Here is a 23,428-nt window from a genome sequence, read left to right as displayed (position 1 = left end):
GGATGGCGTAACAGGGTACGGCATACTACCGTACCCTTGTGTAGGGTTTATGTTTGAGGGAATTCTATAGCAAATGTGGCCGTGCCAGATTGACCACTTACAGCGGGAGTAACGGGATATGTGCGCTCTTCACCATTACCAAGATCCAGTGACAGCGATTTAGTTTCACCAGGCTGGACCGTAACTCCGGCAACCGTAACGCCGAACTGGGCGTTTTTCTGAACAGTCAGGGTTCCGTTTAACTGTCCGGTAATGATAGAACCGTCCTGACGACGCAACACACTGGTTCGGATGATGGCCAGCGGCGTGTTGTCCGTTGCTTTCAGTGCTACGGCTGTGGCCAGCGTCTTGAGATTATCCAGCATAATCAGGTTAGCTGGCTGGTAGGTAAAATTAAGCGTTTTAGTGGTCCGGTTACCTGATTCGTCAATAGCCAGAGCCTCCAGATGATACATCTGTCCCGATTCGTCAGTATTGGGGAAGATTCTGGGGTATTCAGGAATAAAGACATCCTTGGATAGCGGCGTGAATGCAAGGGTGACCTTTTCAGAGTTAGGTCCACCAGCGAGCTGAAGCGATATCAGGGAAGCATCCCCAGAGGCATCAGTAACGCTTATGCGTAGGTTCTCAAGCCCTTTAACCAGTTTTCCTTCTGCGTCTGCGCCATTAAAGCTGAACGCAATAACCGGAAGCGTTGAGTCAATTTTCAGCGGTGCATTAAGCGTTTTGGTTCCTGTGTTTCCAACAAGATCCGTGGCAGACACGCTAACAACCGTATAATCCCCGTCCGGTAGACCAGCGTATGAGAAAGTGGCGTTTTTGGTTTTATAATCGCTTTCACTGACAGTCACAGGCTTCAGGGTGAAAGTTTCCCCCCGGGCATTTTTAAGGGTGGCTTCGAAAACTTTGGTATCCCAGTAGCTGATGTTCCAGGCGTTGACGCGATCATTATCGGTGGCCGTCATAGTGATTGTCTTGGAGGCCTTGTTTACCTGAGCGACATTAACCACCGGTGGGTTGTTATCCCAGATAACCGTAAAATTACCAGCAAGCGCATCGAATATGCTGTCACCATCTTTTCCCGAGTAAAGATGCAGATACTCAAATCCTTTGTCACTGGTGTAGTTGAAGTTAACCGTCATCTCGCATGAACTTTGTCCGACAGGAATAGTGCAGAACCAGGCTGCATTTTTTACCGTTCTGAACTTTTGCACGTATGGTCGGGGTTCTGCGGTTACCTTTATGCGGCTAATGGTGGCGGTTTTAACGCTGATTGAGGCCTGAGTTAACCACTCACTGGTATCACTCCGGTACATCTCTTTAGCCACTATCTTCGGGGCTATTTCCATCGCCGGGGCTGGAGTGAAGTTGAGGGAGTTATGATGAATTCGTCTTACTCCTCCCGCCAGAGTCTGAAATTCATGATAAGTATCCCCCACATTTGGATATATGTATTTGAAAGTATAGATATTATAAGTGCTATCGGACGTCTGGAAATTCGAGTCCGCCCAGCCATATTTGGAACCGTTAACAGCAGTAAAGTCACTTTTCTTCCTTAATACCCGTACGGAAATAGGGTTCTGGAAGACGGTCATGCCAGACTGATAGGAGACCCATGATCCGGTAGTGGCGTCCTGCACCTGGATGATATCGTCAGGCTTAACCCGATCAATTACGCTTCGGCGGCTTAGTTCGCTCCTGTTTCCCGCTTTGTCATAAAGGTAGATCCCCACTTTATATTCAGAGCGGTTTTCCGGTGCCAGGGCATTGCTGCTTGCGTCGGCGACTTGAACGGTTACGCTACCTTCCACTGTATTAATTTCCGCTGGCTTTTTACGCTCCACTCCAGCGGCATCGGTTATGAAATATTCAGCATTAGCAAGCCCGGAACCTTTATCACTCAGTCCATTAAAGACCAGTGCCTGGACGCTGGCGTACTGCATACCGGCTGGTACTGAAGTGAAGATCGCTTCGCTGCCAAAGTTCCACCCATTTCTCGTATAACTTATGGTACCCGTTGCCGGAGGCGTTCGGTCAATTGCAAGCGGGTAATCCTGCCGGGAGACCTCCTTCCCTTGCAAGTCGGTAATCACCTCTCTGAGGGTGAAGCTATCTTCTCCCATCGCTGGTACGGTCAGAGTCTTGCCGTAATAATCAAAGCCTGTCGAAGATGTGGTACGGTCATCAACGGTAACCAGGCTGCTTTTCGTGCTCCAGATGAGGCTCCCGTCACTTTTCAGCAGACTGAGCGTAATATAACGGTCCAGACCGGAAATAACGGCAACGTCAAAGCTCGTTACCGGATTAATCCATACGGATGCAGGCGATACGGTCTTTTTAACGTTCAGGGTATCTTTAAAGCTGAATTCTGCGATTTCAGCGGAAGCTCCTGCGCTGAAACCTGCAAATGCAATAAGCAGGGCTAGTTTGATTTTCATGGGTTGTCTCCTGATCAGGTTCCCCATGATACTTTTTCAGTGTTCGTGATCTTTTCGGGAAAATAGCTATTTTTGATGTTTTTCTTTTCTGCCCGGCGGGACTTTTTTTGTTTACGTGAATGCAACAAAACCAGAAAAGTTACTTTTTGATAGGGTAAAATTAGGTTTCCCTAATTTCCAGAAGCAAGCGAAAGCAGAACTAGCTTAATAGCCATTAAGAACGCCATACCTATTGATAAATAACGCTCCTTACATTTAATGATTTGAGCATTTAAAAATGAATTAGCGAAAGAATTTTGGTTTGCTTTTTATTGCATGAGTAAAACAGTATTAATAATCCGGAGCCATTAGAACGTACTCTAAAGACTCCGGTATACAGATATCTTGCCAGTAAAAATGGCCTTACTCCTCATCATCCCCCAGCGCTTTTTTGATGGCGCGGCGGCGGGCTGCATCACCTACACGATATCCGACTGAATATACGTCATTCAACCGGCGCAGAATAAGATTTATTTCCTCATCCTGAATGTAGGCAGGTAAACACAGAACCACGTCGCCATCTTCATCATAGACTCGAACAACTTCCTTCTGCCCATCTCGCTCGCGAATAATCTGGACATGCTGAACCCTGGTGTATTCTGGGTTTACGCTCATTTTAAGTATCTCTCTGTAATTGTTGTTACCAGTTAGCTATAAGCCGGATAATTCTGGTATTCAGTGTTCTGCACAGCAATCGCCTGCTCGTGGATCATTGACACTGCCAGGCGGGCTTTAACTCGCTTGCTGGTGAGAAAACGCTTCACTTCTTTAAGTTCGCTGCCAGCCGACAGCATATTGAAGACATGCTGTTTGAGACTGTTGTTATTTTTGGCCACTTGTTTCTCCATCATCTTTGTACATGGTTATTTCAGGCTGGCCTGCCAGATCACACACGTTATCCATATGCTTTTGGACCCAGTCTGTTAGACCCAGACCTTCGGCCTTTGCCTGATTGACGTAACGCAGTTTACGTTCAGGGGTAACCCGCATCTGTAGTTGTGCCGTCGCTGGAACCGCCTCTTTCAGGGCGTTAAGGCCCCTCTGATCACGGGCCTGAATTGATGGTTTACCGCTAGGCATCTGATGTATCGCTCTCCCGGCGAGCGGTGGACAGCTCTATTTCTTTTGCGATAGCTTTATCTATGGCATCCAGCTGCATGGCAAACTTGATTTCAAGCGAACAGCGTAATGCCTTCAGGGCGCGTTCTTTGGTGCTGTATTGTGGTATGCCGTTCTGGCTACCATTCATGCCTCGCATGCGGCGGGAGGTTGCATCGACAACCTCTCCCTCTTCCCGTGTGCCGTGAACCGTAGTTCCGCTCCATGTCGGATAAACAGTGCCAGTGGCGGTGTTGAAGCTCCAGCCGTTTTGGTATTCCCCCGAGACCTCTGGTACGGGCATATCGCGTTCAACGCCATAGTCAGACCAGCGTAAAGCGCGGTTTATTCTGGCCTGTGCCACCAGCTCATCATACGCGGCTTGTTCTTTTTTATTCATCGCCATTTAGGGCAATCTCCTTAGAGGGGAATTAGGTGTTATATCGGTACGTAAGTGCTTTTCAGGCCTAATCTCTGACAAGGCCTGATGTGCCAGACTGCCGTTGCATTCACCGTTTTATGGCGGTTGACAGAGCCTCATTAAGAGCCGCAATTAGCTCAGGCGAAGTCGGCTCCAGATTTTTGGAAGCGTTCAGCAGCTCCTGAAGTGAAGAGATTTCCTTTGGCTCCACCTGGTTTGTTTCAGGTGCCGTTTTTTGCACTTCATCCAGTGTACGCTGTGCACCGTTATCCAGCACCAGCACCCCCCCGGCACGAATTTCTGAAATGGTGCGCAACGTATACATCAATTTATCCCAGACACGGCTACCAACCTCGAACCCGGAATCAGCTACTTTTTCTTCATTATGCTTTTGAAAAATTTCTTCTAACCAAGTGGTGAAGCGCTTTCCAAAAGTATTGGCGGCTAAAGAAGTGCAGGAATAAACCTGTTCGACCTGTTTTGTTCCATTTTTATCAGTGAATGTAATGAGACCGATTCGGCCACTGTTAACAGTGTAAAAGCGAGGTTGAAAGCCAGCTTTGAGAAGGTTTTCAATAGCTGAAAAAAAATCTTTTTTGAGCATCGGTTTCAAAATGGTTTTCCTTTTATGCCCGGTGCCGCCGGGGCGGTGGCGTTAAATATACGCCATGTAAGTAAATTAATTTATACCCATTTGATTGTCAATACAAACAAAAAAACAAACCATGTTTATTATTTTATCAACGATGCTATTTTAAAGTCCGTCTAAAATAAAAAACCAAAAAGTTAAATTTGAAGCCGTCCTTCCTAAATTCATTTCTTGCGCATATTAGCACCCTGCTTTAAGTAAATAATTTTTGAAAAAGTTGTCTGGAGGTTATTAGCTCGTGCATCTGGATTGGTAATATAAAGCCAACACAGAAAAGGAAAACAAAATGTATAAATTAGTATCTCCTCGTGAACTGACTGAGATTATTACCGGTTTACTGCTTAAACCTGAACTCCTTGGTGAGCTGGACTCACCAGAAAAGCATCGGATGTTTATGGCAGATTTAGGCCGCGTGGTGGCCGAACATTGTGGAGGTCTGGTAAACAGCGTCGTCTTGCCAGGAACAGAAGTTACAGTGTCGGATGGGTTACCGCTTAATGGCCAGCCGGTACGTTATCTCGGAATCAAAGAGAACATCCCTCACCTCCTTGTAGAGCCTGATGCTTCCTTACCTTCGCTCGCTAAAAACGTCTGGATGTATGCAGATCCTGAAGGCTGGAAAGAACATTTTGGAGCTGAGGAAGACTGCCTTACTCCTGAAATGATGCAGCTGTTCCGTAAAGGTATCCAGGCTCTTCAGAAAGAGCATGACACCCCTGAAATTAGCCTCACACTTCAGGACTGGCGCCTGGAGGAGGAAACACTGCCAGAAGAGGACAGTCAGGCCTATCAGGTCAGCGTTACCGGCCAACATAACATCCACTGTGAAGTTGTTAACAAGGAAGGTAACCCCTGTTTTGGTGTCATGTTCGAAATCGATCAGGGTGTGCCTGCCTTACACATCAACACCGGCGGGGATATGTTGCTCCACATTCATTGCGCCCATAACGGACTCGTTCTGACCCCTGATGCAAGCGGTCAGCGATTTGATAAGGCTCCCGTTGACCGCTTCTCTTATAACAGCCCATCCCTGCTGTTGTCTGCCGACTAACCAAGGCCAAATCTGAATTGTCCCGTTTAAGTAACCAACCCGCTGCCGCCAGGCGGGTAAATCCTCTTAATGGAGTTTTAATGCAAATCTCAACTGAAGTTCTGAACGTCTTATCTCGCTGCCGTGCTGAAGGGAACTTTCTTTTCCTGGCCGACCAGCTCGACCGCAGCATTTATGTTAAGACAAACAAAGTGCTCGAAGCCGCCGGTGGCAAATGGAACCGAAAAGAGCAGGCACATATTTTTACGGCGGATGCAGCTGAGCGTATCGAGCAAATCATTCTGACAGGTTCGGTTGACATCCCACGAGATCTGTTCAATTTCTTCCCTACACCTGAGAATTTAGTCACAGATATGGTTCTACGCGCTGAACCAGCTGCCGGGGAGCGTGTACTGGAGCCAGAGTTTGGTGATGGCCGCATTCTGAAAGCCTTAAAACTGGCGGCTCCGGATGCATTGATTACCGGGATCGAATTGAACGATGAGCGATTCCTTGCAGTGAAGAACGATAGTGTCCTTAGCACAGGAGTCGAGCTGGTGCATACCGACTTTCTTGGGTACCAGCCCGATGAAACTTTTGATGTTATCGTTATGAATCCACCATTCCTTAAACGCTCTGACGTTAAACAAGTCATGCATGCCATCGCAATGCTCGCTAAGCGAGGTCGCTTACAGGCCATTCTGTCAGCTGGGGTATTGTTCCGGGAAGACACACTGACAAAAGCGCTCAGGGAGCGAGTCAAACAACTTGGCGGACAAATTTCGCCTCTTCCGGATGATACATTTAGGGAGTCCGGAACAAAGGTCAAAACAGCCCGCCTTGAAATTGATCTTCGCCGCTAACTGACAAGCAACCGGAAAGAAATCTTAATACGAGTAGCCGGTTAAAGTTACCTGACCGGCTTAACTGACTAAATCAATAAAGAGTGAACAGAAATGACGCATACTGCCGTTTCTCAGGCTAATAGTGCTTTGCAGCTACCCACGGTGGAGCATGTCTACGCTCTTCTGAAAGCAAATTGTAAACCTGACCGCTTTGACGGGCGTGACGGACCCGTGTGGGGCCAGGAATACTCGTGGAATCTGGCAAAAGATCGCTTACAGGATCTGGAGAAATACGGTAAGGCATATGTCTCCCGTCATGAAGACCGTATGGGGGAAGGATTTAGTTTTGGTCCTGACCTGTTAATTATTCGCTAACGCTCCTAATGCCTGATGATATGGTAAGCACAACTGGAAAAATATGTTTTCAAAGCCTATGACCACTTTCACACCAGAACGTATTGAACAAATTTTGGAATTTGCCGAGGGTAGTAACCCAAGCGAAGCAATGAGTCTCAGAGCTGACGAAGTTGCTGTACTGGCACGTATTGGAAAGGCAGTTATGTCGATTGCGCCTGTTTATCAGTGCGAGTTTTGCCACCATGACGCAACCGGGCAACTTCAGTGGCACTGGGAAGATGTGAACAAAGCTTTTTATGATAAATACGATCCAGACAGACGCGGAAGACGTCGAATCCTCTATACCGCCCCGCCGATGCCTTTAGTTTCGGCTGACCTGCTTAACATGGCTTCATCTGCTATTGAAGACTTGCTCACTAACAAAGACAGAAGTGGTGCGGGAATGTGGAATGACATTCCAGAACAGCTACGACGCGCAGCAGAACTGGTAATGGATAATAGCCGGGCCGCTGAAACAGAAGCGATGCTGATGCGTCTTTATGTAGAATGTGACACAGGTGAGCGCAGGGGCAACGGCACTCAATCTGGCGTAGCAATGCCTTCTTGGCAAACCGTTGAAGAGGCACGTGTGTTGCTAGGGGTGAAATGATGCAGTTCTCGCCAGGGCAGTTTGTAATTCACAACAAGAAGCGCCTTGCGGAACGAAGGTAGACGTACTGACTGAGGTTCACTCCCCTCTCGACTGGTGGCGTAATGCCGCCAGGTTTTGATTCATATATGCCGTCCGTTAACGCATTTATATCTGACATACCTAATTTATCCTGATTCTTTTTTACACAAAGTAAAAGCATCACTTAATGCGATATGTGGATGCCGATAGTTTCAGGCTAATGTTATAAGTTTTGCAATCGTTGCCAGTTTGGACACCACAGAAATGTCAGATGTAATTCCAAAAAGAAAGATTTCCGTCCTGAACGCACAATAAGGTTTGTCGAAAGGCAAATTATAGATTTGTAATTTCGAGCACCATATGGAGAAGTTTTTTATACTTTTACGAACATAGTGACCTTTAGGAAAAGCTTAAAATAACACCAAACCTAAAGGGGAATAAGAATGAAACATCTCGCTTTTATTACTGCTGTAGCCGGACTCGGTATGTCTGTTCAGGCCCCAGCTCAGATATATGAATCGGCCTTTAAAGACACGAACGGTATTGAGATCCACGCCCCGTCTTCTCGTCTTATGCTTAATCCGGCATCACCGGTAACTTTGACACTTATTTCAGGTCTTGATCGTTTCGTTAATGTCAAAGTCACGAAAGACACTGGAACTGTCATTCTTAATACTACGACTACACGGACGGGTGTATCAGACCGACTAACAGCTGCTGACGGTAGTGAGTTCTACGGCAAAAAAGTAACTTTGCCTGCTTTGGGTGAAGGCAAATTTGTCGTTCAGATAAACGTGTTAGATCTCAATCAGAAGCCTGTAGCGACCTATAACTATAACTGGCTAATTGATGTCACCCCTCCAGCGGCAAATGCTCTTACCGCTAATACTGGTTCTGGCTCTACCGCTGGTGACGTGTGGAAGCTTGGATTAGAGGCAACGGGGCAGTATGACTTCACCTCTTCGGGCGTAAGTGATGCAAATGGTATTGATAAGGGCCTAATATATATTTACAGGCAGGACGGTAGCCTCTACAGCACTACACAGATGCAGTATGACGTATCCGGCCAAAAGATGTACCACACTTACTCTAAGAATTCAGTTAAGGGAACCGGAATACCAGACAGCAACCTGGATGAAGACTTTACTGCAAAAGTTGTTATCTTCGATAACGCAGGTAATAGCCGAACGCTGCCAACTCAAAAATTTCGCTACGACAACACGCTGGGTGAGATGACACTGTGGGCCGTTCATGATCCAAATACGTCTTCCAGCGTCGTACCCGGGGTTTCTAATTATCCGGCTTACAAAGCCGGTATGGTCGTTAACGAAAACCCTATTCGATTAGTCTACCGGATCCCAAAATCTAACTACCGTGCTTATTCAGAAGGTGGGCTTCAGTTCATCAATCAATATTCCGCCCCCAAAGAGATAGCTGTAGACAGCACTTATGCTTATGTTGAAATGACTCTTCCCTATGGCTCAATTAATGGGGATATGGCTCGTATGGCGAACTTTGGCCAGTGGGGAGGGTATTATCCGTCATACAGCCTCGTTCTAAACCCATCTGCAAACCAAACGCCTGCATTTGCGGGTACCTGGGTAGATTTCCTCGATGATAAGGGGAACTGGGTTAAGTGGAAGGATTTTGAGAGTGTGGCTTCATCACGACTGCCAATTAAAATTTCCCGACTTCGTTTTAACGTTGAAGCCCGGCCCTTTGCACAAGAGATCGGCGGTAAGGCGACCTGCACCATTCCGGCAGGAAAAACCTCGTGTGAAGCGCCTGAGACGTTTGATATGGCCTTGGGTACCCAGGGCTACAATAGGATCCTTTACTTCGTTCGCAGCATCAGCAATCCCATTTTGCGGTCTGAGCAATGGATTATGACACGCTGGAACAATAAACAACTGCCGGTAATAAACTCGATATCATATGACGAGACTAACAAGCAGCTGGATGTACTGGCGTCACTTGAAGGCGATGGTAACTGGTTCGACTCGGTCTCATTGAGGGAATTTTATCTTTCCGATAAGAACACCGGTACCCGGATGTCACCCACAGGCGTAATCAAATCTCGTATCTCAGGTAACTACACGATTGCTTATGATTTATCCCGTCAGTCTGAAGGAAAATACAACGTTGAGGTCAACATCAGGGACTTCTTCCAGAACCAGACCAATAAAACTTTCGGAGAAATTGCTCTGGATAACACTCCTCCGACAGTGGCCATAACATTCGACGGAAAGCCGGTAAAAGACGATACGGTAGTGTACGGCCTGGAGAACCTCAGGATCGCTCTGGCAGATAATCTGACAACCCCGAGGATAACCCGTCTTCAGCTCGTAGGTGGCCCCACAGCTGATAACGTTGAGCTTACGTGGTCACCGGCAGGCAAAGATACATACATGCCTGAGTATCCGAGGCTGTTCCCAAATTTCGAACCATCTGAAAATTATTCAATTAGCGTAACAGTTGCCGATAGTCAGTCGAATACCAAAACCTATACTCAGAAGTTCAGTTATCTACCGAATAACCTTGTGCAGTTACATAATCTACGCACATTATCGGTCAGTTCGCCTCTCAAAACGACAGATGGCGTACCCCTTGCGTACCTGTCCACTAACGTTCTGCGTAAGACAAATGGAGAAATTGCTAAAGGGGTCCAGAACGCAACGCTGACTGTGCGGAAGGATGCAGCCTTCGGTATTAAATTTAACGGGGCACAGGCGGCTCCAGGTGAGTCAGTTGAGGTGCAAATAGATATGGGCCAGGGGGATAATCTTCTGTTACCCGTTTATCCTTCCGAAAATGGGAAAGTTGGCACCTCAGAATTCATGATTCAGATCGACGAGTTGAAGTAACTACCCGGAGCCGACAGTAAAACTGACGGCTTCAATTTTACTGCCCTCCTTGACTCCGATCAGCCAGTACGTCTTCAGAGATTCGCAAGGAAGAACCGAAAGAAAAGTTACTTTAATCGTACGTTTCCAGCGATGCTTTTAAAAGACAATGCACACTCGTTGATTACGACAATGGGAGTGAGTGTCGAAACCCTTGAGTAAGGATACCCGGTAAATATACAGCCCCGGGGATCCTCTTCCTTCAACCGGGGATGACAACGGTAGTGAGTCCGGCAACTCACTCCCGTTGTCACTTCTCTGACATATCGTCATACGAGCTTACTCAAGTGCATCCACAAAGATGGGATCGTTTTGAATCTAAACTGGTACTGGTTAGCCAGTCACTTGCATCTATTCCCCCGTCGATACTTAAGTGACAATTGTAGTGATCTGCAATACTGGTGTCTCAGAAACACTGACGACGGTAGAGACTCAATACCCTAACCCCTGACAACAGGAGTGAGCTTAGAGGTGTTACGCTGCTGTCACTTAATGCTTGGGAATTGCCTGACTCACAACCATTGTCATCCGGAGCTACTGATTAACGTTGAACCGCTGGACTTTAATGACAGTGGTAGTGATGGATAGGCTCATTTCCATTGTCGTCATTTTATCGGACAAGCCTCTTCGTCCTACAGGTTTAAGCTGACAATGGTAGTGATTGGATGATCTCACTACTGTTGTCACTCAGTTCTTTGAGCGGACCCTTCCCTCGGTTGGTCGGCATTAACAACGGTAGTGACTCGATTGGCTCACTGCCATTGTCATCGTGTAAATGACGTACCTTATCAGCTCAGCTGAAAGCAATGACAACGGAAGTGACTCTAATTGCTCACTGCCATTGTCGTCGTGTCTATTGAGAGCCTTATCAGTGCACCTGAAAAGCAATGACAACGGTAGTGATTCTAATGGCTCACTACCGTTGTCACCGTGTGTATTGAGAGGATGGTCCACTTAACTGGACGTCTATGACAATGGTAGTGACTTTAATAGCTCACTACCATTGTCGGCGTGTGAATTGAGAGGATGATCAGCTCAGCTGTACGGCCATGACAATAGTAATGACTTAATGAGCTCACTACCGTTGTCACCCTGTTAATTAAGAGGCTCATCTGCTCTTCTGGAAGGCTATGACAACGGAAGTGACTTGCTGGGCTCAGTGCCATTGTCGCCGTATGAATTGAGAGGATCATCCGCTCTTCTGGATGGCAATGACAACGGTAATGACTTAATAGGCTCACTACCGTTGTCATCCTGTAAGTTAAGAGGTTGATCTGCTCAACGGGACGACTATGACAACGGTAGTGACTTGCTGGGCTCACTACCATTGTCACCCTGTGAATTGAGAGGTAGATCCGCTTAACCAGACGTCCATGACAACGGTAGTGACTTTCTGGGCTCAATACCGTTGTCACCCTGTGATTTAAGAGGTTGACCCGCTCTACTGGACGGCCATGACAACGGTAGTCACTTTCTGGGCTCACTACCGTTGTCGCCACATAGAATGAGAGGAGCATCAGCTCAGCTGAACGGCAATGACTACAGTAATGAGCTGGATGAAGCATAACCATTGACATCTGGCCCAACCGGAAGCCGTATTCGCCAATCCAATCGAGATTCACAATGGCCGTGACTCGCCGCATTAAGTTCCGGTGTCCTCCCAAAGCTGAACGCACACTCGGAGGACAATGACAATGCCAGTAAGGTACACATCATTACCATTGTCACTATAGCTACCAGAGAAGCCGGGATTTGAATGTCGATGGTAGTGAGTGGGTCAACTCACTGCCATTGTCACCCCGTTACGATATTTTCCGTTGGATGTACTGGCCAATGAAGTAAAGCGTAGAAACCGGGTGTTAACAGGTGACTCAGGAGAAAGCGTTGAATTCGCAATCTCGATCTACATAGGGTGGTAGAGAACAATGACAACGGTAATGACTTTTGACTCATTACCGTTGACGTGAAAGAGCGGGCTGGGACTAACGAAAATCGAAGAAGTAATTTAGCACCCGGAGCCTGAACCGCCGGGTTAACTTTAGCTGGCGTTGCTGTTCTTTTTCTGGCTTCGAAGACTACGAATATAGCGCAGTTCTTCAGCGGTTAAATCATGGACGGTAAGAACATCATCGCCGTCTATCGGGTCAGCTGGTGGGCATAACTCACCTTCTAAAACAGAAGACCCTGAGTTCTCTTCTTCATCTTCAACCACTTCTAAAGGAGGCTGAGTATTGTTCAAATTCAGATCGGGATCCCGCTTATGAATCTGGAAGTATACTTTTCCGTCTTTCTTAATTTCGGTGTACTGGAGGTATCCTATCGATGCCAACTCTTCAAGAGCCTTTCTCACGGTAGCATTCTGACTATTTGCTCGTGTTTTGAGGTTCAGACGATTTTTCAGCCGAGTAAGGGATATCGGTATAGGATTTGGCGGTAATGACTCTATGAACGTATAGAGAGCCTGGGCGCTTTCCTTCTTGGCCAACTCCTTAATTGCCTTCAGCTGCATCAAAACCTTATGATCGTATTGATAGAGCTCGAAAATCTTAGGATCAACCTGAAGGACAACCTGATCTGATTCCGGGTCTAACAGGGCAGACTGTACCAGATGCGTTGTATAGACTTTGGACGAGTTATTACTGGTGAACGACAAGGTAACGGATGCTAACCTGCGTAAGGAGGCGTCTATACGTTTTCTGGACGCTGTAGATGAGCGATAATTTTCAGGCGTACATAGCTTGAGGAATTCAGTGAATTTTAAGCTTATCGTGTCATTGTTAATCGGATGATTGGCATAGGTTCGAATGATGCCCATCCACGTCTTAAAATCTACTGACATATCAAGACGCTCACCGACAATTGAAATATTGGTGAACCCCTCGCTCTCCATTAAAGAGAGCGTCTGTAACTCTTTCGTTGCGTCAAAGCCAACCGTTTTATATTCCCGATTTTGACGCCCCACACTCTTTGGTGATGGGACGAACAGCCCGAGCCGCATCAAAGCAATAGACTGCACCGTACGGTTGCTGTTAGGACGCAAAATGATGTCTTTACCTGATTCTTTCTCTCTAACAGAGAAAGCCCTGGTGACCAGGTCCTGCTGCTCAGTATCTTTCTCTTTAGTCATAATAAGTTATCACTGAATGTGTAAACAGATTGGTGAATAGTAAGCCCCAGCGAACTCTATGTCACTGGATGGATCATTGTGATGATCCATATCTGTGCATAAGTTCTACCTAAAAAAACGACTCCACTCATTAAAACTTGGCAAAAACTCTTTGCATACAATGACCTGCAACTCTTATCAACAACGGATCAGATCAAGTTAAAAAGATCTAATGAAAAGTCACTACTATTGTCGCTCTGATCACTACTGATGTCAAAAAACTCATTACCAACGTTATAATAATCACTACCAATGTCAAAATAATCACTACTGTTGTCACTGATCACGTCTCAGGCCTTGTGCCGTCTGGCCTGGAGGCAGCGGGGATCTCTTTTGATCTATCAGGAACACTAAGGTACTAATTATTGGAACTACCTTGTGGAAAATGGGGATAAATAAATGCTTAGTTCTTATACAGGTCTCAACTTGCCTCCCTGATAAAAACTGTCGTCAAAGCTAAATCACAGCCACAGGCATTTTCGGTGGATAAATTTTTGAGAAATAGAAGCATACATGCAGACTCGTGTCGCAAGTAATTGAAAGTAATAATTTATTTAAATAATGCGAGTCACCTTACCTTACAGTGGAAGTTTAAGTCTAACCTCACTACCATTGTCACTTAAAATCATTACCAACGTCGAAATAGTCTCTACCATTGTCTTTTAAGTCACTCCCGTTGTCACTTATGTCGCTACTGTTGTCAGTGACAATGCTCCAGCCCAGTAACCATGCGGCCTACAGCGTACCGGGATCTTCTTTGTACTCTCTGGCACCTTTGGGATCATTTATTGGATCTACATGAGGGATAAAATCTTTTGACGATTTCGTAGTGCAGTTATACCAGCGACTTAGCAAGACAAAAGCTGCAATTTAGTGACGAGTTACTAGTCTGCCCAACAAGAGCAATGCAGAGAAGATATGTGGTGAAATGACCATGGTAGTGAGTCTAATCACTACCATGGTCCGCAGTAAGCGTTACTTACGCAATGAACGTCGGACTGATTTGCAACAACATGGGCTACGGCGCATCAGAAGACGGCCGTTGTGCTTCAGCAAAACAGCCCTGCTTTATTTTAATTCTTCAATGTTAATCATGAACTCAGATCTGCCTGTAAGGCCGGATACAGCAGGGAAAATAGGAAAGCTACGGCTGTCCCCGAGCCCCAAATCCAGTTGAAGCTCTTTGCTTTCACCTGGCATCGCAGAAACACCATTTACAGTCACGCCGAATGCAGCGTCCTTACGGACAGTAAGCACTGCGTCCTGAAGCCCTGTAGCGATTGAACCATCCTTTTTACGCAGCTGGCTGGCATACAGAACAGCCAGAGGAGTATTGTCAGATGTTTTGAGAGAAGCATTGACAGCTAAGGTTTTCAGATTCTCTAGCCTGACGAGATTGTTTGGAAGGTAGTTAAATTCGACTGAGCTTTCTTTAACGTTGTTCATCTCATCTTTGGCCTGAACTGTGAGAGTGTATGTTTCGCCTTCATTAAGAGACGGAAAGATCTTGGGATAATTAGGTGCATACAGGTTGTTTCCCAGATTCACCCAAGACAATTCCACCGCATCAGAAACAGGGCCACCGCGAAGAGTCATACGGCTTAAGGATGGTTTAGTTAGAGCATCGGTGAGCTGTATACGGACGTTCTCCAGCCCATATACTGTTACGTTTTTGCTGATCGGTTTTCCTTCGTAGCTAATACTTACAGATGGTGCTGTATTATCAACGACAACAGTTTGATAAGGGAGGTTACCGGTATTGTTGAATGTATCTTGGGCATTAATTACCACGTTATAACTGCCTTCTGGTACCTCTTTCATGTTGAACTCATACGTGTAGTTCCCAGACGCCATATTTCTACCTGTTTGTTTGCCGGTTACGCTTATTTCTGCGTTGTTACGGTTTTTATCTGACAACCAAACTCGATTTACATAAACATGGTCGAAATATGAACCATCTCCAGGTTGATTCACGTAAACCTGGAGAATGTTGGTGGTTTCAATGTAATCAAATCCAGTGACGGAGGGACCCAGTGTATGCCAGGCTATATTCTCCCATATAGGGGCAAAGAAGGTTGCTTCGGTGGTTGACCTTACTTCATAGCCACTATGAAGATAGCCGGTAGTGCCATTTATAATATCCTGGGGCAAAGAGACGGTACAGGTTGTTGAGCCAGCTGGAATACTGCATGTTGCTCCGCCAGTGATTTTTTGATCATATGGCCTAGCCTGTACATTGAACCGGATATTAGTAAGTTTTATAGGCATATCAGATGCCTTGAACAGGTTCCAGTTTACGCTGTTGAACCATGTTCCATCAGCCTTTTGTCGTTCTATGGGTGAACTTCCCCAAGCCGGACTCTTTACAGAGGCAGGATCCCAGTTGAGCCAGCTGGCATACTGACCAAGATCTCCTCCAGACCATTGATATGTATTCACAGGTCTATAGTAGTTTCCATCTAAGGCACCCTGTGGCAGCTTAACTTCCACGTAGACATAGGTGGCATCTTCGGAAAGGACCTGTACTCCGCCATAGTTATTGGTAATGCTCATGCCACCATTTCGATATGGCTTCCAGTTAGTTCTTGGGATACGTATAACCAACTTGTAGGGGTTTTCCAGCACTGTAAGGCCTCGTTTAAACGGGACGTATCCCGAAGAAATGCCGGGTACAACACTGGTGCTTACACGTGAGTCATGAACTGCAAATGGCGTAAATTCTCCCATTTGATCGTCATATAAAAACCGCTGGGGAGGAATGTTAAGCGTATTTCCTGCCAGGTCCGTAACGATGAAATTGAAGGTGAATTCTTCATCAAGATCACTTGAGGGCATGCCAGCCTGGGTGTTCATATCTTTAATCCACGGATAGAACGCACGTTTATTGGCTGTGTCATAACTCAGGTTATTGTCGGAGACCACAGAACCATTACTTCGTTTAATGACAAGACGGATCTTGGCAATTCCACTAGCATCCTCAATACCGTCTGCAAATATAGAAAACTGGCCACTACCGCCTCGGCCCAACTCCCAAAGTGGCCCAGAAAGTACCATGTCGTAACCTGCGTTTTGACTCGGATAAATACTCTTATAGCGTGGAGGAGTTGTATCAACGATGAAATGATAAGTAGATGTGCTCACTACAGTCTGGCGAATATCCAGAGTTTCATTGACTACAGTAAAGGTCCCTTCTCCGAGCGCCGGTAGAACCATATCCTTTCCATAGTATTCTGTTCCATCGGCAGCAACGATACGATCTGCAACGCTCGTTTTGGTCGAGACGGAGGAATACATAACCTTTTTATCGCTGTCTCGTGTGACCGTCACTCGCTCGTACCGATCAAGACCCGATATCAAGTTCAGAGTCAAAACACCAGCGGGATTAAGATATGTTTGTGTTGCAGGCTTAATATTCCGAACAGCCTTATTGGTATCTGTAAATGAGTAGCTAAATACCTGAGCATGTGCCGAAGATACAGTAGCAAGGGCAGTTGCAACCATGCAGCCAATTAGAGTTTTACGCATATGATGCTCCGGGAATAGGTTATAGCCTTATTCTACGGATTCAGCCTACAAGGTCCGGTCGGATAAAGTGATAATTTGCCTGTTAAAAGAGACATCAAGTGAGAAAGCAACCAACGTACAGAATGCAAAATGGCGGCAGTGCATCTGGATGACGCAAAAGTAACTTTTTGTACCCACTTTTTTGGATTTTAGCCTTCAAAATGAGTATTCAACCAATCATAAAAGTAACTTTTGATAGACGCTGCTCCTTTATGTTTGCCAATTGTGCTGATATGTTTTTAAATTCAAGGAAGCGAGATTTTAAAAGCATCTGTTGAGTCAAATTTATGTAAAATAACAGGGTAACCATCACTTCTAGGTTGAGGAAACCCAATGTTATACATGCTCTTATGCTGTTTTCTGATGCTCAACAGTACATTCGTTATGTTCAGAGCAATGTCTGCAATAAGTAAAGGATCCGCTAAAGAAAACCGGTCTGAAATATCGCTGATAGTCCTAGCAACACTTGGAATTGCATCACCATTCATTGTCGCAATGATTACTATTAATGAAAGTATGACATCTAAAACAGTAACAGATTTTTCTTTGGGTGCTCAGTGGTCCGGAATGGTTTCAGCGGTAGCGCTAATGGGGTTATATGCTCGACGCGTTTGGAAAGAGAAGAAGTCCTTATTTACTGGCGCTTTCCTGGCCTCTTCCTTAATGGCCTTTATTTTTACTGACAGCCTTGTTTTCGTATCCCAGAAGGACACCGGCGTTCTGGCTACTTTCGTACTCGATAAAAACGCTGGAGATATTGATTGTAGTCGCCCGGCTATGATTGTCCATTACAGTAAAGGTGTTCCAACGGACTGGCGTTGCCCAACCAGTATCATGTTGATGGCGTATTCTTCATATCCTTTTTTACCTTGGCCTGAGTATAGCCATGGTACCAGCCAGTCTCTTACGGTTGTTATTGATACATTTATGGAAAACGCTGTTAATCTCAGTCAAAAATAATAAATAAACCTCTCTAGTGAGAGGTTTTATAAACCTGAGCCACCAATCTAATTAACTCTATATTTTTGTTTTAGCTTTTTTAAAGGTAGACTTACCGAATAAAACAGCAATTATAGAGCAAAGGCCTGGCGTTAGGACAAAAGCTAATAATGCACTGCCAAAACTTGTCATTTCAGGCACCACGAACCAGCTGATAGGCCACGTCAGGGCAGGTAAATTTAGCGGATCATAAAGCGCATGTAGAGCGCTTAACACACAGTAAAGTGCTAAAAAGCAAACTAGATAAACAACGATCCACATTTTAATTTGCTCAGCAATTTCAAATTTAGGACTGCCCATGCTTTACCTCAGTGGCTGAATATTGATGGTTAATATCTTTAATCACCCGTAAGCACTTAGTGCATACCTTAGTTCGATTTGTCTGCTTGTCCAGAGTGTATTTAACTTCAAGTTGACCTCCAGCATTAAGCAAAGTGAGCATCTCATCTTCTAACACGCTTCGGTAAATGGTCTTGTCCGAGAGTGTGCCCGGTAACGAGTACTCAACATAATTGTTTGAAACTCTTACCGATTTAGGGATTTTACCACTGAGCTGGATTTCATTCGTTGAAGGCATTACAGTTACTTTAATCACAGTTGCCGGTGACCAGAAATCCTGATAACGCACTTTATGAATTTTATCAGCTCTAAGGCCTAACCACACATTTCCGGCGATAAGAACAATAAGCAATCCATAAACTGATCGTCGAATGTTACGCCTTTTAATCACAATGTCCCCCATCCCTCAAATATCATTCTAAATAACTGCACCAGGATATCATGAGCGTAATTAAAAGAATTCTTCATAACCGGGGTTTTCAGTTGAGTTTGCGGACTCTTTACTTTGCGGTTTCTCGCCCTCTATTTGAGTATCCCTGACAGGTTTGGATTTACCCATGCTCCTCTGAAAGGTATCCATAACAAACTCAATATCTTCTTCTGGCAGGCTGGTGGGTTGGTTGCTCATAGGACTTCCTCTTGTTGAATACGTTCGGCGTACAGGATGCGAACCGAAACGGTCGTGTTTTCAAACTCGTTCTCAAAAACGTCCATCCATTCCGTCCGGAATTCTTCCCCCAGAAGGTTATCGAGCCCCTGAAGAGATAATGGAAGAACGGCTGCTAGAGATCCCCCGGCTGCGAGATGAGATGCAGCTGCCTGGAGATGCAGCCTGGCCCGGTTATCGGCAAAAGGTGGGTTCATCACGACATAATCAAACTTCTTCTGTTGATTAGACTTAGACCATGTGAGGAAGTCAGCTTCTGTCGTATCGTATCCCTTAGCCCGGGAGATAAGGCAATTCAAAGTATCAAGCTCGATGCCAGTAACGATCACACCGGCAGGGAATGATTTAAGCAAATCCGCATGGCCAATATTAGGCTCCAGGAGGGTATCCCCTTCCCCTGCACCGAGCAGGGAATATACATATTCGCTGATTCGGCAAGATGAAGGGTAAAACTGATGCGATACAATATCAGGCATCTCCCCTATCTGGCCGATGTAACGAATAACCTCACACGGATCATAGGAAAATGTCACATCGTATTTTGTTACTGTTGCCCCTAAGAACCGAAGGGTGTCAGCGGCAACACTCGAAGATTTGCGTTCGGCGAGAGACCCTAAAGATGTCCAGCAACTCCATTTATTGTCCCCGTCATTTTTAAACATTAGTTCAGAAAGCTGCATCCGGGTATCAAAGTCGATGCACTGCTTAAGTACAGGGAATGCCTCCAAAGATTTCTTGCTATGAGCCATGCGGTCGGCAGGTAATGCCAGCGGTACGATAGCTGATAAAATATTGTTAAGCCGCTCGGCGATATCAGGGTGGACGTCAATATGCATTGATCCATTTTTGTAAACCCTGAAACGAATACTGTTGCCATCGATGCAGATCCATTTTCTGAACCCCTCATGTTCGACCAACGCCTCAACCAATGATTTGGTGTTATGGATCGCCTTCACCTGTTCGCCACGGAAGAATGCGCATATAACGCGGAGCTCGCTCAGTGGTGAAATGCCAGACTCTTTAAAATCCACCCTTAATTTCTGCCAGGGGTATTTAGACGGCTCGCAAACTCCGGTAGTGATCATGCGGGTGGAGAACCCAAAAGCTTTGTTTGTCTTATGACTGCGGCTCAGAGACTGGAAGACGTCGTAAACCCTTTCTTTAATAAATTGATTGCGGTCATTAAGCAAAGCAACGACTGTGCCTACTACAGCGTCAGCTGTGAAATCAGGGATCACCTGAGGCGGCATAATATAGCGGTCGGCCGTAAACTGCTTATCCCATTCGTTACGTTTGGCATCCGACATGATAGGCAAAACATCAGTGAGTGCCATAACGCGTTTCCAGTATTCAGATCTCAGAGCGTTTTCCGCGAACAAGGCATCCGCTTCAGAGATACTGTGGTTGTAGCCTGAGAGATAAGAATAAAGTTTCTGGTGATTGTGGGTTTTGAACTGGACAGCCATGTGTTTCAACAAGCAGAGTTCATCATTATAGGACTCAACAAGATCCGCGATAATGCCGAGCTCTTTGCGCATATCTGGAAGAAATGTTTCAGAAGAGCTAACCACCAGGCTATGAGAGGTTGTTAAAGCCAGTACGCTGTGACCTGCATTATCGGGTTTAGCTTCAGAATCAAGAGATGACATTTTACCGGTCCTTTAGAAAAAACTTTTACCAGGATAGCAACGTCGCTCTGTAACCTAATAGGTTCAGTGACACGAAAAAGTTTTTTATGTCTCTGAATAAAACTTAAAGATGTCAACTCATAGAAAGAAGCAAAAAAAAAGCCCCGCATAAACGGGGCAAGAACGATACATGGAGGTTTAAAAAAGGCGGGCAAAAAGCCTGAATCCTTAATGACTCTGACAAAACCAACACTTTGCCAAAAGTAAATTATTCTGCGTCCGGCTGTGGGTCAGTATCCTGATCGGTCTCTTCCCCTGCCTTCTTAGCATTTTTTTTACGTGGGTATTTTGGCTTCTCACCATTAAGTTTTGCCTGACGATTCTCCGCACGGCGAAGCTGCTTGTTCTCTGATTCTGTGATCTCTTTTGAAAGATTTCTCAGCATCTCCAGAGTACTGCGGTTCAACGTAATGTTGATTTCTTCGTCAGCACTTGAATCTGTCATCTCCGGCAATTCAATATCCCCCAGTTTCTGTAATAAGCTGGTGGTGATGAGTTTGACGCCTTCTACGGCTTTTGTGGCAATAACCGGCGGAATCCGTGCTGGCTTGAAGTCTGAAGGTCTGACTCGTACCTGACCATGTTGGGTTTTTTTCACCGTGATGCCATTCGCATCGGCCTGCTCAAGTTCCGCGATCATCTTCTTGATACGTGAAATTGCTTCTGTTTCACCGAGCTCATCGATCAGTGAAAGCACGTTAACATACGAAATAGCGTCAGCATGAATCCATTTCTTGATAACAACAGAACAGGTTGTCAGGCGGATAAGAGAACTGATGGTCGTCGGGCTTTTATTTTCACGTTGAGCAATTCGTTCGAGTGACCAGCCAGCAAGAGAATGTAGGCGACGATAGGACTCGCCAAGCGCAACAGGAGAAAGCGCAAGACCACGGTTACCATCAATGGTCGCGAGCTCACAGCCAATTTCATCTTCTTTAATCTCAACGCAAAGGATTGTGATGTCATGATCTTCATCACATGCCATCATTGCGGCTTTTAAACGGCAGTGCCCCTGGCGAACAAAAGGTACCCCATCAATGACACGTACTCGGATAGGGTCTACATAGTCACCTCGAATGTAGGCATTCTTGATGTTGTAGATGTGTTCTTCAACCTCAGGGAGCTTATAGTAATCGTCACCCATTCCCATTTCGCGGGAGTTGAAGCCTGGCGTGACCTGAATTACTGAAGGGTGGATAGCCCATGCTTTCTGGTCACTTACTTCAGTACAAAGTTCAGGGTTTGCATCACGGAACTGTTTAAGCCCAGTGACGTAACGACCTGTGCCAGTAACTACTGAAAAGGCAACATGGGCCGTTTTAAAGACCTTGTCATTAGCTTGCTGTGTAGGTTCTGTCAGTAAAACACTCATAGGGGCTCCGTTACATTTTTCTGCTTACTTTCTGCGTAGCGGGGATACTACCGAAAAAAAAATCCATAATTTTTCGCAAAAAAGGTACTTTTTGAGCCTATTCTGATTTTTCACAAAAAAAGAGGGCTCCCCATTTCTTGTGATGGCATCAAAATCGCTTCATAAACAAAGACATAAATCCAAAACATAAAGTTCAGGTATCAGTGAGGAAAAATCTTATAAATCCGCAATGCTGAAAGTCAAAACTGTGCGTCTTAAACAACTTTTTTTTGCTCCCTAAGTTATTAGTTAAAGCCCGTGGTTAGGTACGATACCAGCACCTAAATTTCTCTCTCAGGTATAGACACTTTGACTCGACATCTCAGACACATGCCGATAATCAAATGGGCTGGTGGAAAAACGAAACTGATGCCTTTCATCAGCCATCACTACCCACACGATCATAGTTGCCGGTGGGTAGAACCCTTTATAGGCGGTGGTGCCGTTTTTCTGAACATGTTTGCACAAAATGCATTGCTTGCAGATAGCAATCCAGACTTGATCAACCTATACAGGACTATTCAAAGACAGAAAACTAACTTTATAAATCAGGTCCAAAACCTAGCGGATAAAACCTTTGTCGAAAAGGACTACTATGAGATGAGGGACCGTTTCAACAAAACCTGTATTTCTGGTCAACCGCTTCAAAGAGCGGCTTTGTTTTACTCCCTGAATCGCCTGGGCTATAACGGTATGTGCCGCTATAACTCAGAAAGAATCTATTCAGTGCCCTGGGGGAAACATACAGAACTGAAGCTTGACTTCAATAAAATAGACTACCTTTCATTTCGTCTTTCAGGTATTGAACTGATCACCGCTGGTTTTGAGGAGACTCTGGCCGCAACCGGCGAAGGAGATCAGATTTATTGTGATCCGCCATATGACAAAACAAGCAAAACTAGTTTTGTCAGTTACGATGGTAAACCGTTCAGCCAAAGCGACCACGTGCTGTTAGCAAATATGCTCGTTGACGCTCACAGAAAAGGCGCTGCTGTTGCGATATCAAATAGCCTGACACCATTCACTTTGGGCCTCTATGAAGAGCGTGGATTCGTCATACACAGACTCAGCGCTTACCGATCCGTAGGAAGTAAGCCAAATACACGGAAAACGGAAACAGAAATACTGGCCGTGCTGAAATAGA

The 23,428-nt window shown here is 45.6% G+C and carries 19 protein-coding genes; 7 read left to right on the top strand and 12 right to left on the bottom strand.

Annotation, left to right across the window (positions count from 1 at the left end; translation table 11 throughout):
* Positions 1 to 47: 47 nt before the first annotated feature.
* The 5 genes from ACMWKK_RS20525 to ACMWKK_RS20505 form a co-directional block, all read right to left on the bottom strand.
* Positions 48 to 2,438 (bottom strand): Ig-like domain-containing protein, encoded by a 2,391-nt coding sequence (locus tag ACMWKK_RS20525; protein WP_000694551.1) that lies wholly within the window; start codon positions 2,436 to 2,438, stop codon positions 48 to 50.
* Between the two features lie 402 nt (positions 2,439 to 2,840).
* A complete protein-coding gene (locus ACMWKK_RS20520; RefSeq protein WP_000115760.1) occupies positions 2,841 to 3,092 on the bottom strand; it encodes a hypothetical protein in 252 nt (83 codons plus the stop codon).
* 32 nt (positions 3,093 to 3,124) lie between these two features.
* On the bottom strand, positions 3,125 to 3,328 hold the full coding sequence (locus ACMWKK_RS20515) for a hypothetical protein (protein ID WP_012477421.1): 204 nt from the start codon (positions 3,326 to 3,328) through the stop codon (positions 3,125 to 3,127).
* Positions 3,329 to 3,549: 221 nt separating this feature from the next.
* A complete protein-coding gene (locus tag ACMWKK_RS20510) occupies positions 3,550 to 3,981 on the bottom strand; it encodes a hypothetical protein (protein WP_001251242.1) in 432 nt (143 codons plus the stop codon).
* Positions 3,982 to 4,084: 103 nt separating this feature from the next.
* The gene (locus ACMWKK_RS20505; RefSeq protein WP_012695482.1) at positions 4,085 to 4,600 is read right to left on the bottom strand and encodes a hypothetical protein; all 516 of its coding nucleotides are present in this window, start codon (positions 4,598 to 4,600) and stop codon (positions 4,085 to 4,087) included.
* A gap of 331 nt (positions 4,601 to 4,931) precedes the next feature.
* Between ACMWKK_RS20505 and ACMWKK_RS20500 the strand changes: the two genes are divergently transcribed.
* From ACMWKK_RS20500 to ACMWKK_RS20480, 5 genes are all read left to right on the top strand, one after another.
* Positions 4,932 to 5,696 carry a hypothetical protein gene (locus ACMWKK_RS20500; RefSeq protein ID WP_000277498.1) on the top strand — a complete coding sequence of 255 codons (765 nt, stop codon included), beginning with the start codon at positions 4,932 to 4,934 and terminating at the stop codon, positions 5,694 to 5,696.
* Positions 5,697 to 5,776: 80 nt separating this feature from the next.
* Entirely contained in the window at positions 5,777 to 6,538 is a 762-nt protein-coding gene (locus ACMWKK_RS20495; protein WP_001167418.1) for a methyltransferase, read from the top strand.
* Positions 6,539 to 6,631: 93 nt separating this feature from the next.
* Positions 6,632 to 6,895 (top strand): hypothetical protein, encoded by a 264-nt coding sequence (locus ACMWKK_RS20490; RefSeq protein WP_000149862.1) that lies wholly within the window; start codon positions 6,632 to 6,634, stop codon positions 6,893 to 6,895.
* A gap of 43 nt (positions 6,896 to 6,938) precedes the next feature.
* On the top strand, positions 6,939 to 7,526 hold the full coding sequence (locus ACMWKK_RS20485; protein ID WP_000491820.1) for a hypothetical protein: 588 nt from the start codon (positions 6,939 to 6,941) through the stop codon (positions 7,524 to 7,526).
* A 464-nt stretch (positions 7,527 to 7,990) separates the two neighbouring features.
* Positions 7,991 to 10,411 carry an Ig-like domain-containing protein gene (locus ACMWKK_RS20480; RefSeq protein WP_000681217.1) on the top strand — a complete coding sequence of 807 codons (2,421 nt, stop codon included), beginning with the start codon at positions 7,991 to 7,993 and terminating at the stop codon, positions 10,409 to 10,411.
* Positions 10,412 to 12,488: 2,077 nt separating this feature from the next.
* Here ACMWKK_RS20480 and repHI2 read toward each other — a convergent pair.
* Both repHI2 and ACMWKK_RS20470 read right to left on the bottom strand, forming a co-directional pair.
* Positions 12,489 to 13,577, bottom strand: a complete 1,089-nt coding sequence (gene repHI2, locus ACMWKK_RS20475) for an IncHI-type plasmid replication initiator protein RepHI2 (RefSeq protein WP_000159528.1) — start codon at positions 13,575 to 13,577, stop codon at positions 12,489 to 12,491.
* Between the two features lie 1,107 nt (positions 13,578 to 14,684).
* The gene (locus tag ACMWKK_RS20470) at positions 14,685 to 17,141 is read right to left on the bottom strand and encodes an Ig-like domain-containing protein (protein ID WP_001232713.1); all 2,457 of its coding nucleotides are present in this window, start codon (positions 17,139 to 17,141) and stop codon (positions 14,685 to 14,687) included.
* A gap of 372 nt (positions 17,142 to 17,513) precedes the next feature.
* On the opposite strand from ACMWKK_RS20470, the gene ACMWKK_RS20465 reads away from it, so the two are divergent.
* Positions 17,514 to 18,140 (top strand): hypothetical protein, encoded by a 627-nt coding sequence (locus ACMWKK_RS20465; RefSeq protein ID WP_000966518.1) that lies wholly within the window; start codon positions 17,514 to 17,516, stop codon positions 18,138 to 18,140.
* Between the two features lie 57 nt (positions 18,141 to 18,197).
* On the opposite strand, the gene ACMWKK_RS20460 is transcribed toward ACMWKK_RS20465, so the two are convergent.
* From ACMWKK_RS20460 to ACMWKK_RS20440, 5 genes are all read right to left on the bottom strand, one after another.
* Positions 18,198 to 18,479 (bottom strand): hypothetical protein, encoded by a 282-nt coding sequence (locus ACMWKK_RS20460; RefSeq protein ID WP_000535423.1) that lies wholly within the window; start codon positions 18,477 to 18,479, stop codon positions 18,198 to 18,200.
* A complete protein-coding gene (locus ACMWKK_RS20455) occupies positions 18,466 to 18,909 on the bottom strand; it encodes a hypothetical protein (RefSeq protein WP_001805248.1) in 444 nt (147 codons plus the stop codon). Before ACMWKK_RS20455 ends, ACMWKK_RS20460 begins: the two co-directional genes overlap by 14 nt.
* A gap of 60 nt (positions 18,910 to 18,969) precedes the next feature.
* Entirely contained in the window at positions 18,970 to 19,146 is a 177-nt protein-coding gene (locus ACMWKK_RS20450) for a hypothetical protein (RefSeq protein ID WP_000070862.1), read from the bottom strand.
* On the bottom strand, positions 19,143 to 20,834 hold the full coding sequence (locus tag ACMWKK_RS20445) for a DUF4942 domain-containing protein (protein ID WP_000096325.1): 1,692 nt from the start codon (positions 20,832 to 20,834) through the stop codon (positions 19,143 to 19,145). Before ACMWKK_RS20445 ends, ACMWKK_RS20450 begins: the two co-directional genes overlap by 4 nt.
* Before the next feature lie 247 nt (positions 20,835 to 21,081).
* Positions 21,082 to 22,245, bottom strand: coding sequence for a hypothetical protein (locus ACMWKK_RS20440; protein WP_000114860.1), 1,164 nt, complete (start codon positions 22,243 to 22,245; stop codon positions 21,082 to 21,084).
* 369 nt (positions 22,246 to 22,614) lie between these two features.
* Here ACMWKK_RS20440 and ACMWKK_RS20435 point away from each other — a divergent pair, with 369 nt between their 5' ends.
* Positions 22,615 to 23,427: a DNA adenine methylase gene (locus ACMWKK_RS20435; protein WP_001121574.1), complete on the top strand. Its 813-nt coding sequence runs from the start codon at positions 22,615 to 22,617 to the stop codon at positions 23,425 to 23,427.
* Position 23,428 lies beyond the last annotated feature (1 nt).

This window comes from Enterobacter sp. 01-M-03-SI-ECC (assembly GCF_047530215.1).
Classification (GTDB): domain Bacteria; phylum Pseudomonadota; class Gammaproteobacteria; order Enterobacterales; family Enterobacteriaceae; genus Enterobacter; species Enterobacter chengduensis.
Note: the sequence above shows the minus strand (reverse complement) of the source record. Positions and strands in the feature narration are given on the sequence as shown.

What these genes read in the sequence shown, in the direction of transcription:
- ACMWKK_RS20525 (WP_000694551.1), bottom strand. Translation starts at nt 2,438, where the DNA reads ATGAAAATCAAACTAGCCCTGCTTATTGCATTTGCAGGTTTCAGCGCA.
- ACMWKK_RS20520 (WP_000115760.1), bottom strand. Translation starts at nt 3,092, where the DNA reads ATGAGCGTAAACCCAGAATACACCAGGGTTCAGCATGTCCAGATTATT.
- ACMWKK_RS20515 (WP_012477421.1), bottom strand. Translation starts at nt 3,328, where the DNA reads ATGATGGAGAAACAAGTGGCCAAAAATAACAACAGTCTCAAACAGCAT.
- ACMWKK_RS20510 (WP_001251242.1), bottom strand. Translation starts at nt 3,981, where the DNA reads ATGGCGATGAATAAAAAAGAACAAGCCGCGTATGATGAGCTGGTGGCA.
- ACMWKK_RS20505 (WP_012695482.1), bottom strand. Translation starts at nt 4,600, where the DNA reads ATGCTCAAAAAAGATTTTTTTTCAGCTATTGAAAACCTTCTCAAAGCT.
- ACMWKK_RS20500 (WP_000277498.1), top strand. Translation starts at nt 4,932, where the DNA reads ATGTATAAATTAGTATCTCCTCGTGAACTGACTGAGATTATTACCGGT.
- ACMWKK_RS20495 (WP_001167418.1), top strand. Translation starts at nt 5,777, where the DNA reads ATGCAAATCTCAACTGAAGTTCTGAACGTCTTATCTCGCTGCCGTGCT.
- ACMWKK_RS20490 (WP_000149862.1), top strand. Translation starts at nt 6,632, where the DNA reads ATGACGCATACTGCCGTTTCTCAGGCTAATAGTGCTTTGCAGCTACCC.
- ACMWKK_RS20485 (WP_000491820.1), top strand. Translation starts at nt 6,939, where the DNA reads ATGTTTTCAAAGCCTATGACCACTTTCACACCAGAACGTATTGAACAA.
- ACMWKK_RS20480 (WP_000681217.1), top strand. Translation starts at nt 7,991, where the DNA reads ATGAAACATCTCGCTTTTATTACTGCTGTAGCCGGACTCGGTATGTCT.
- repHI2 (WP_000159528.1), bottom strand. Translation starts at nt 13,577, where the DNA reads ATGACTAAAGAGAAAGATACTGAGCAGCAGGACCTGGTCACCAGGGCT.
- ACMWKK_RS20470 (WP_001232713.1), bottom strand. Translation starts at nt 17,141, where the DNA reads ATGCGTAAAACTCTAATTGGCTGCATGGTTGCAACTGCCCTTGCTACT.
- ACMWKK_RS20465 (WP_000966518.1), top strand. Translation starts at nt 17,514, where the DNA reads ATGTTATACATGCTCTTATGCTGTTTTCTGATGCTCAACAGTACATTC.
- ACMWKK_RS20460 (WP_000535423.1), bottom strand. Translation starts at nt 18,479, where the DNA reads ATGGGCAGTCCTAAATTTGAAATTGCTGAGCAAATTAAAATGTGGATC.
- ACMWKK_RS20450 (WP_000070862.1), bottom strand. Translation starts at nt 19,146, where the DNA reads ATGAGCAACCAACCCACCAGCCTGCCAGAAGAAGATATTGAGTTTGTT.
- ACMWKK_RS20445 (WP_000096325.1), bottom strand. Translation starts at nt 20,834, where the DNA reads ATGTCATCTCTTGATTCTGAAGCTAAACCCGATAATGCAGGTCACAGC.
- ACMWKK_RS20440 (WP_000114860.1), bottom strand. Translation starts at nt 22,245, where the DNA reads ATGAGTGTTTTACTGACAGAACCTACACAGCAAGCTAATGACAAGGTC.
- ACMWKK_RS20435 (WP_001121574.1), top strand. Translation starts at nt 22,615, where the DNA reads ATGCCGATAATCAAATGGGCTGGTGGAAAAACGAAACTGATGCCTTTC.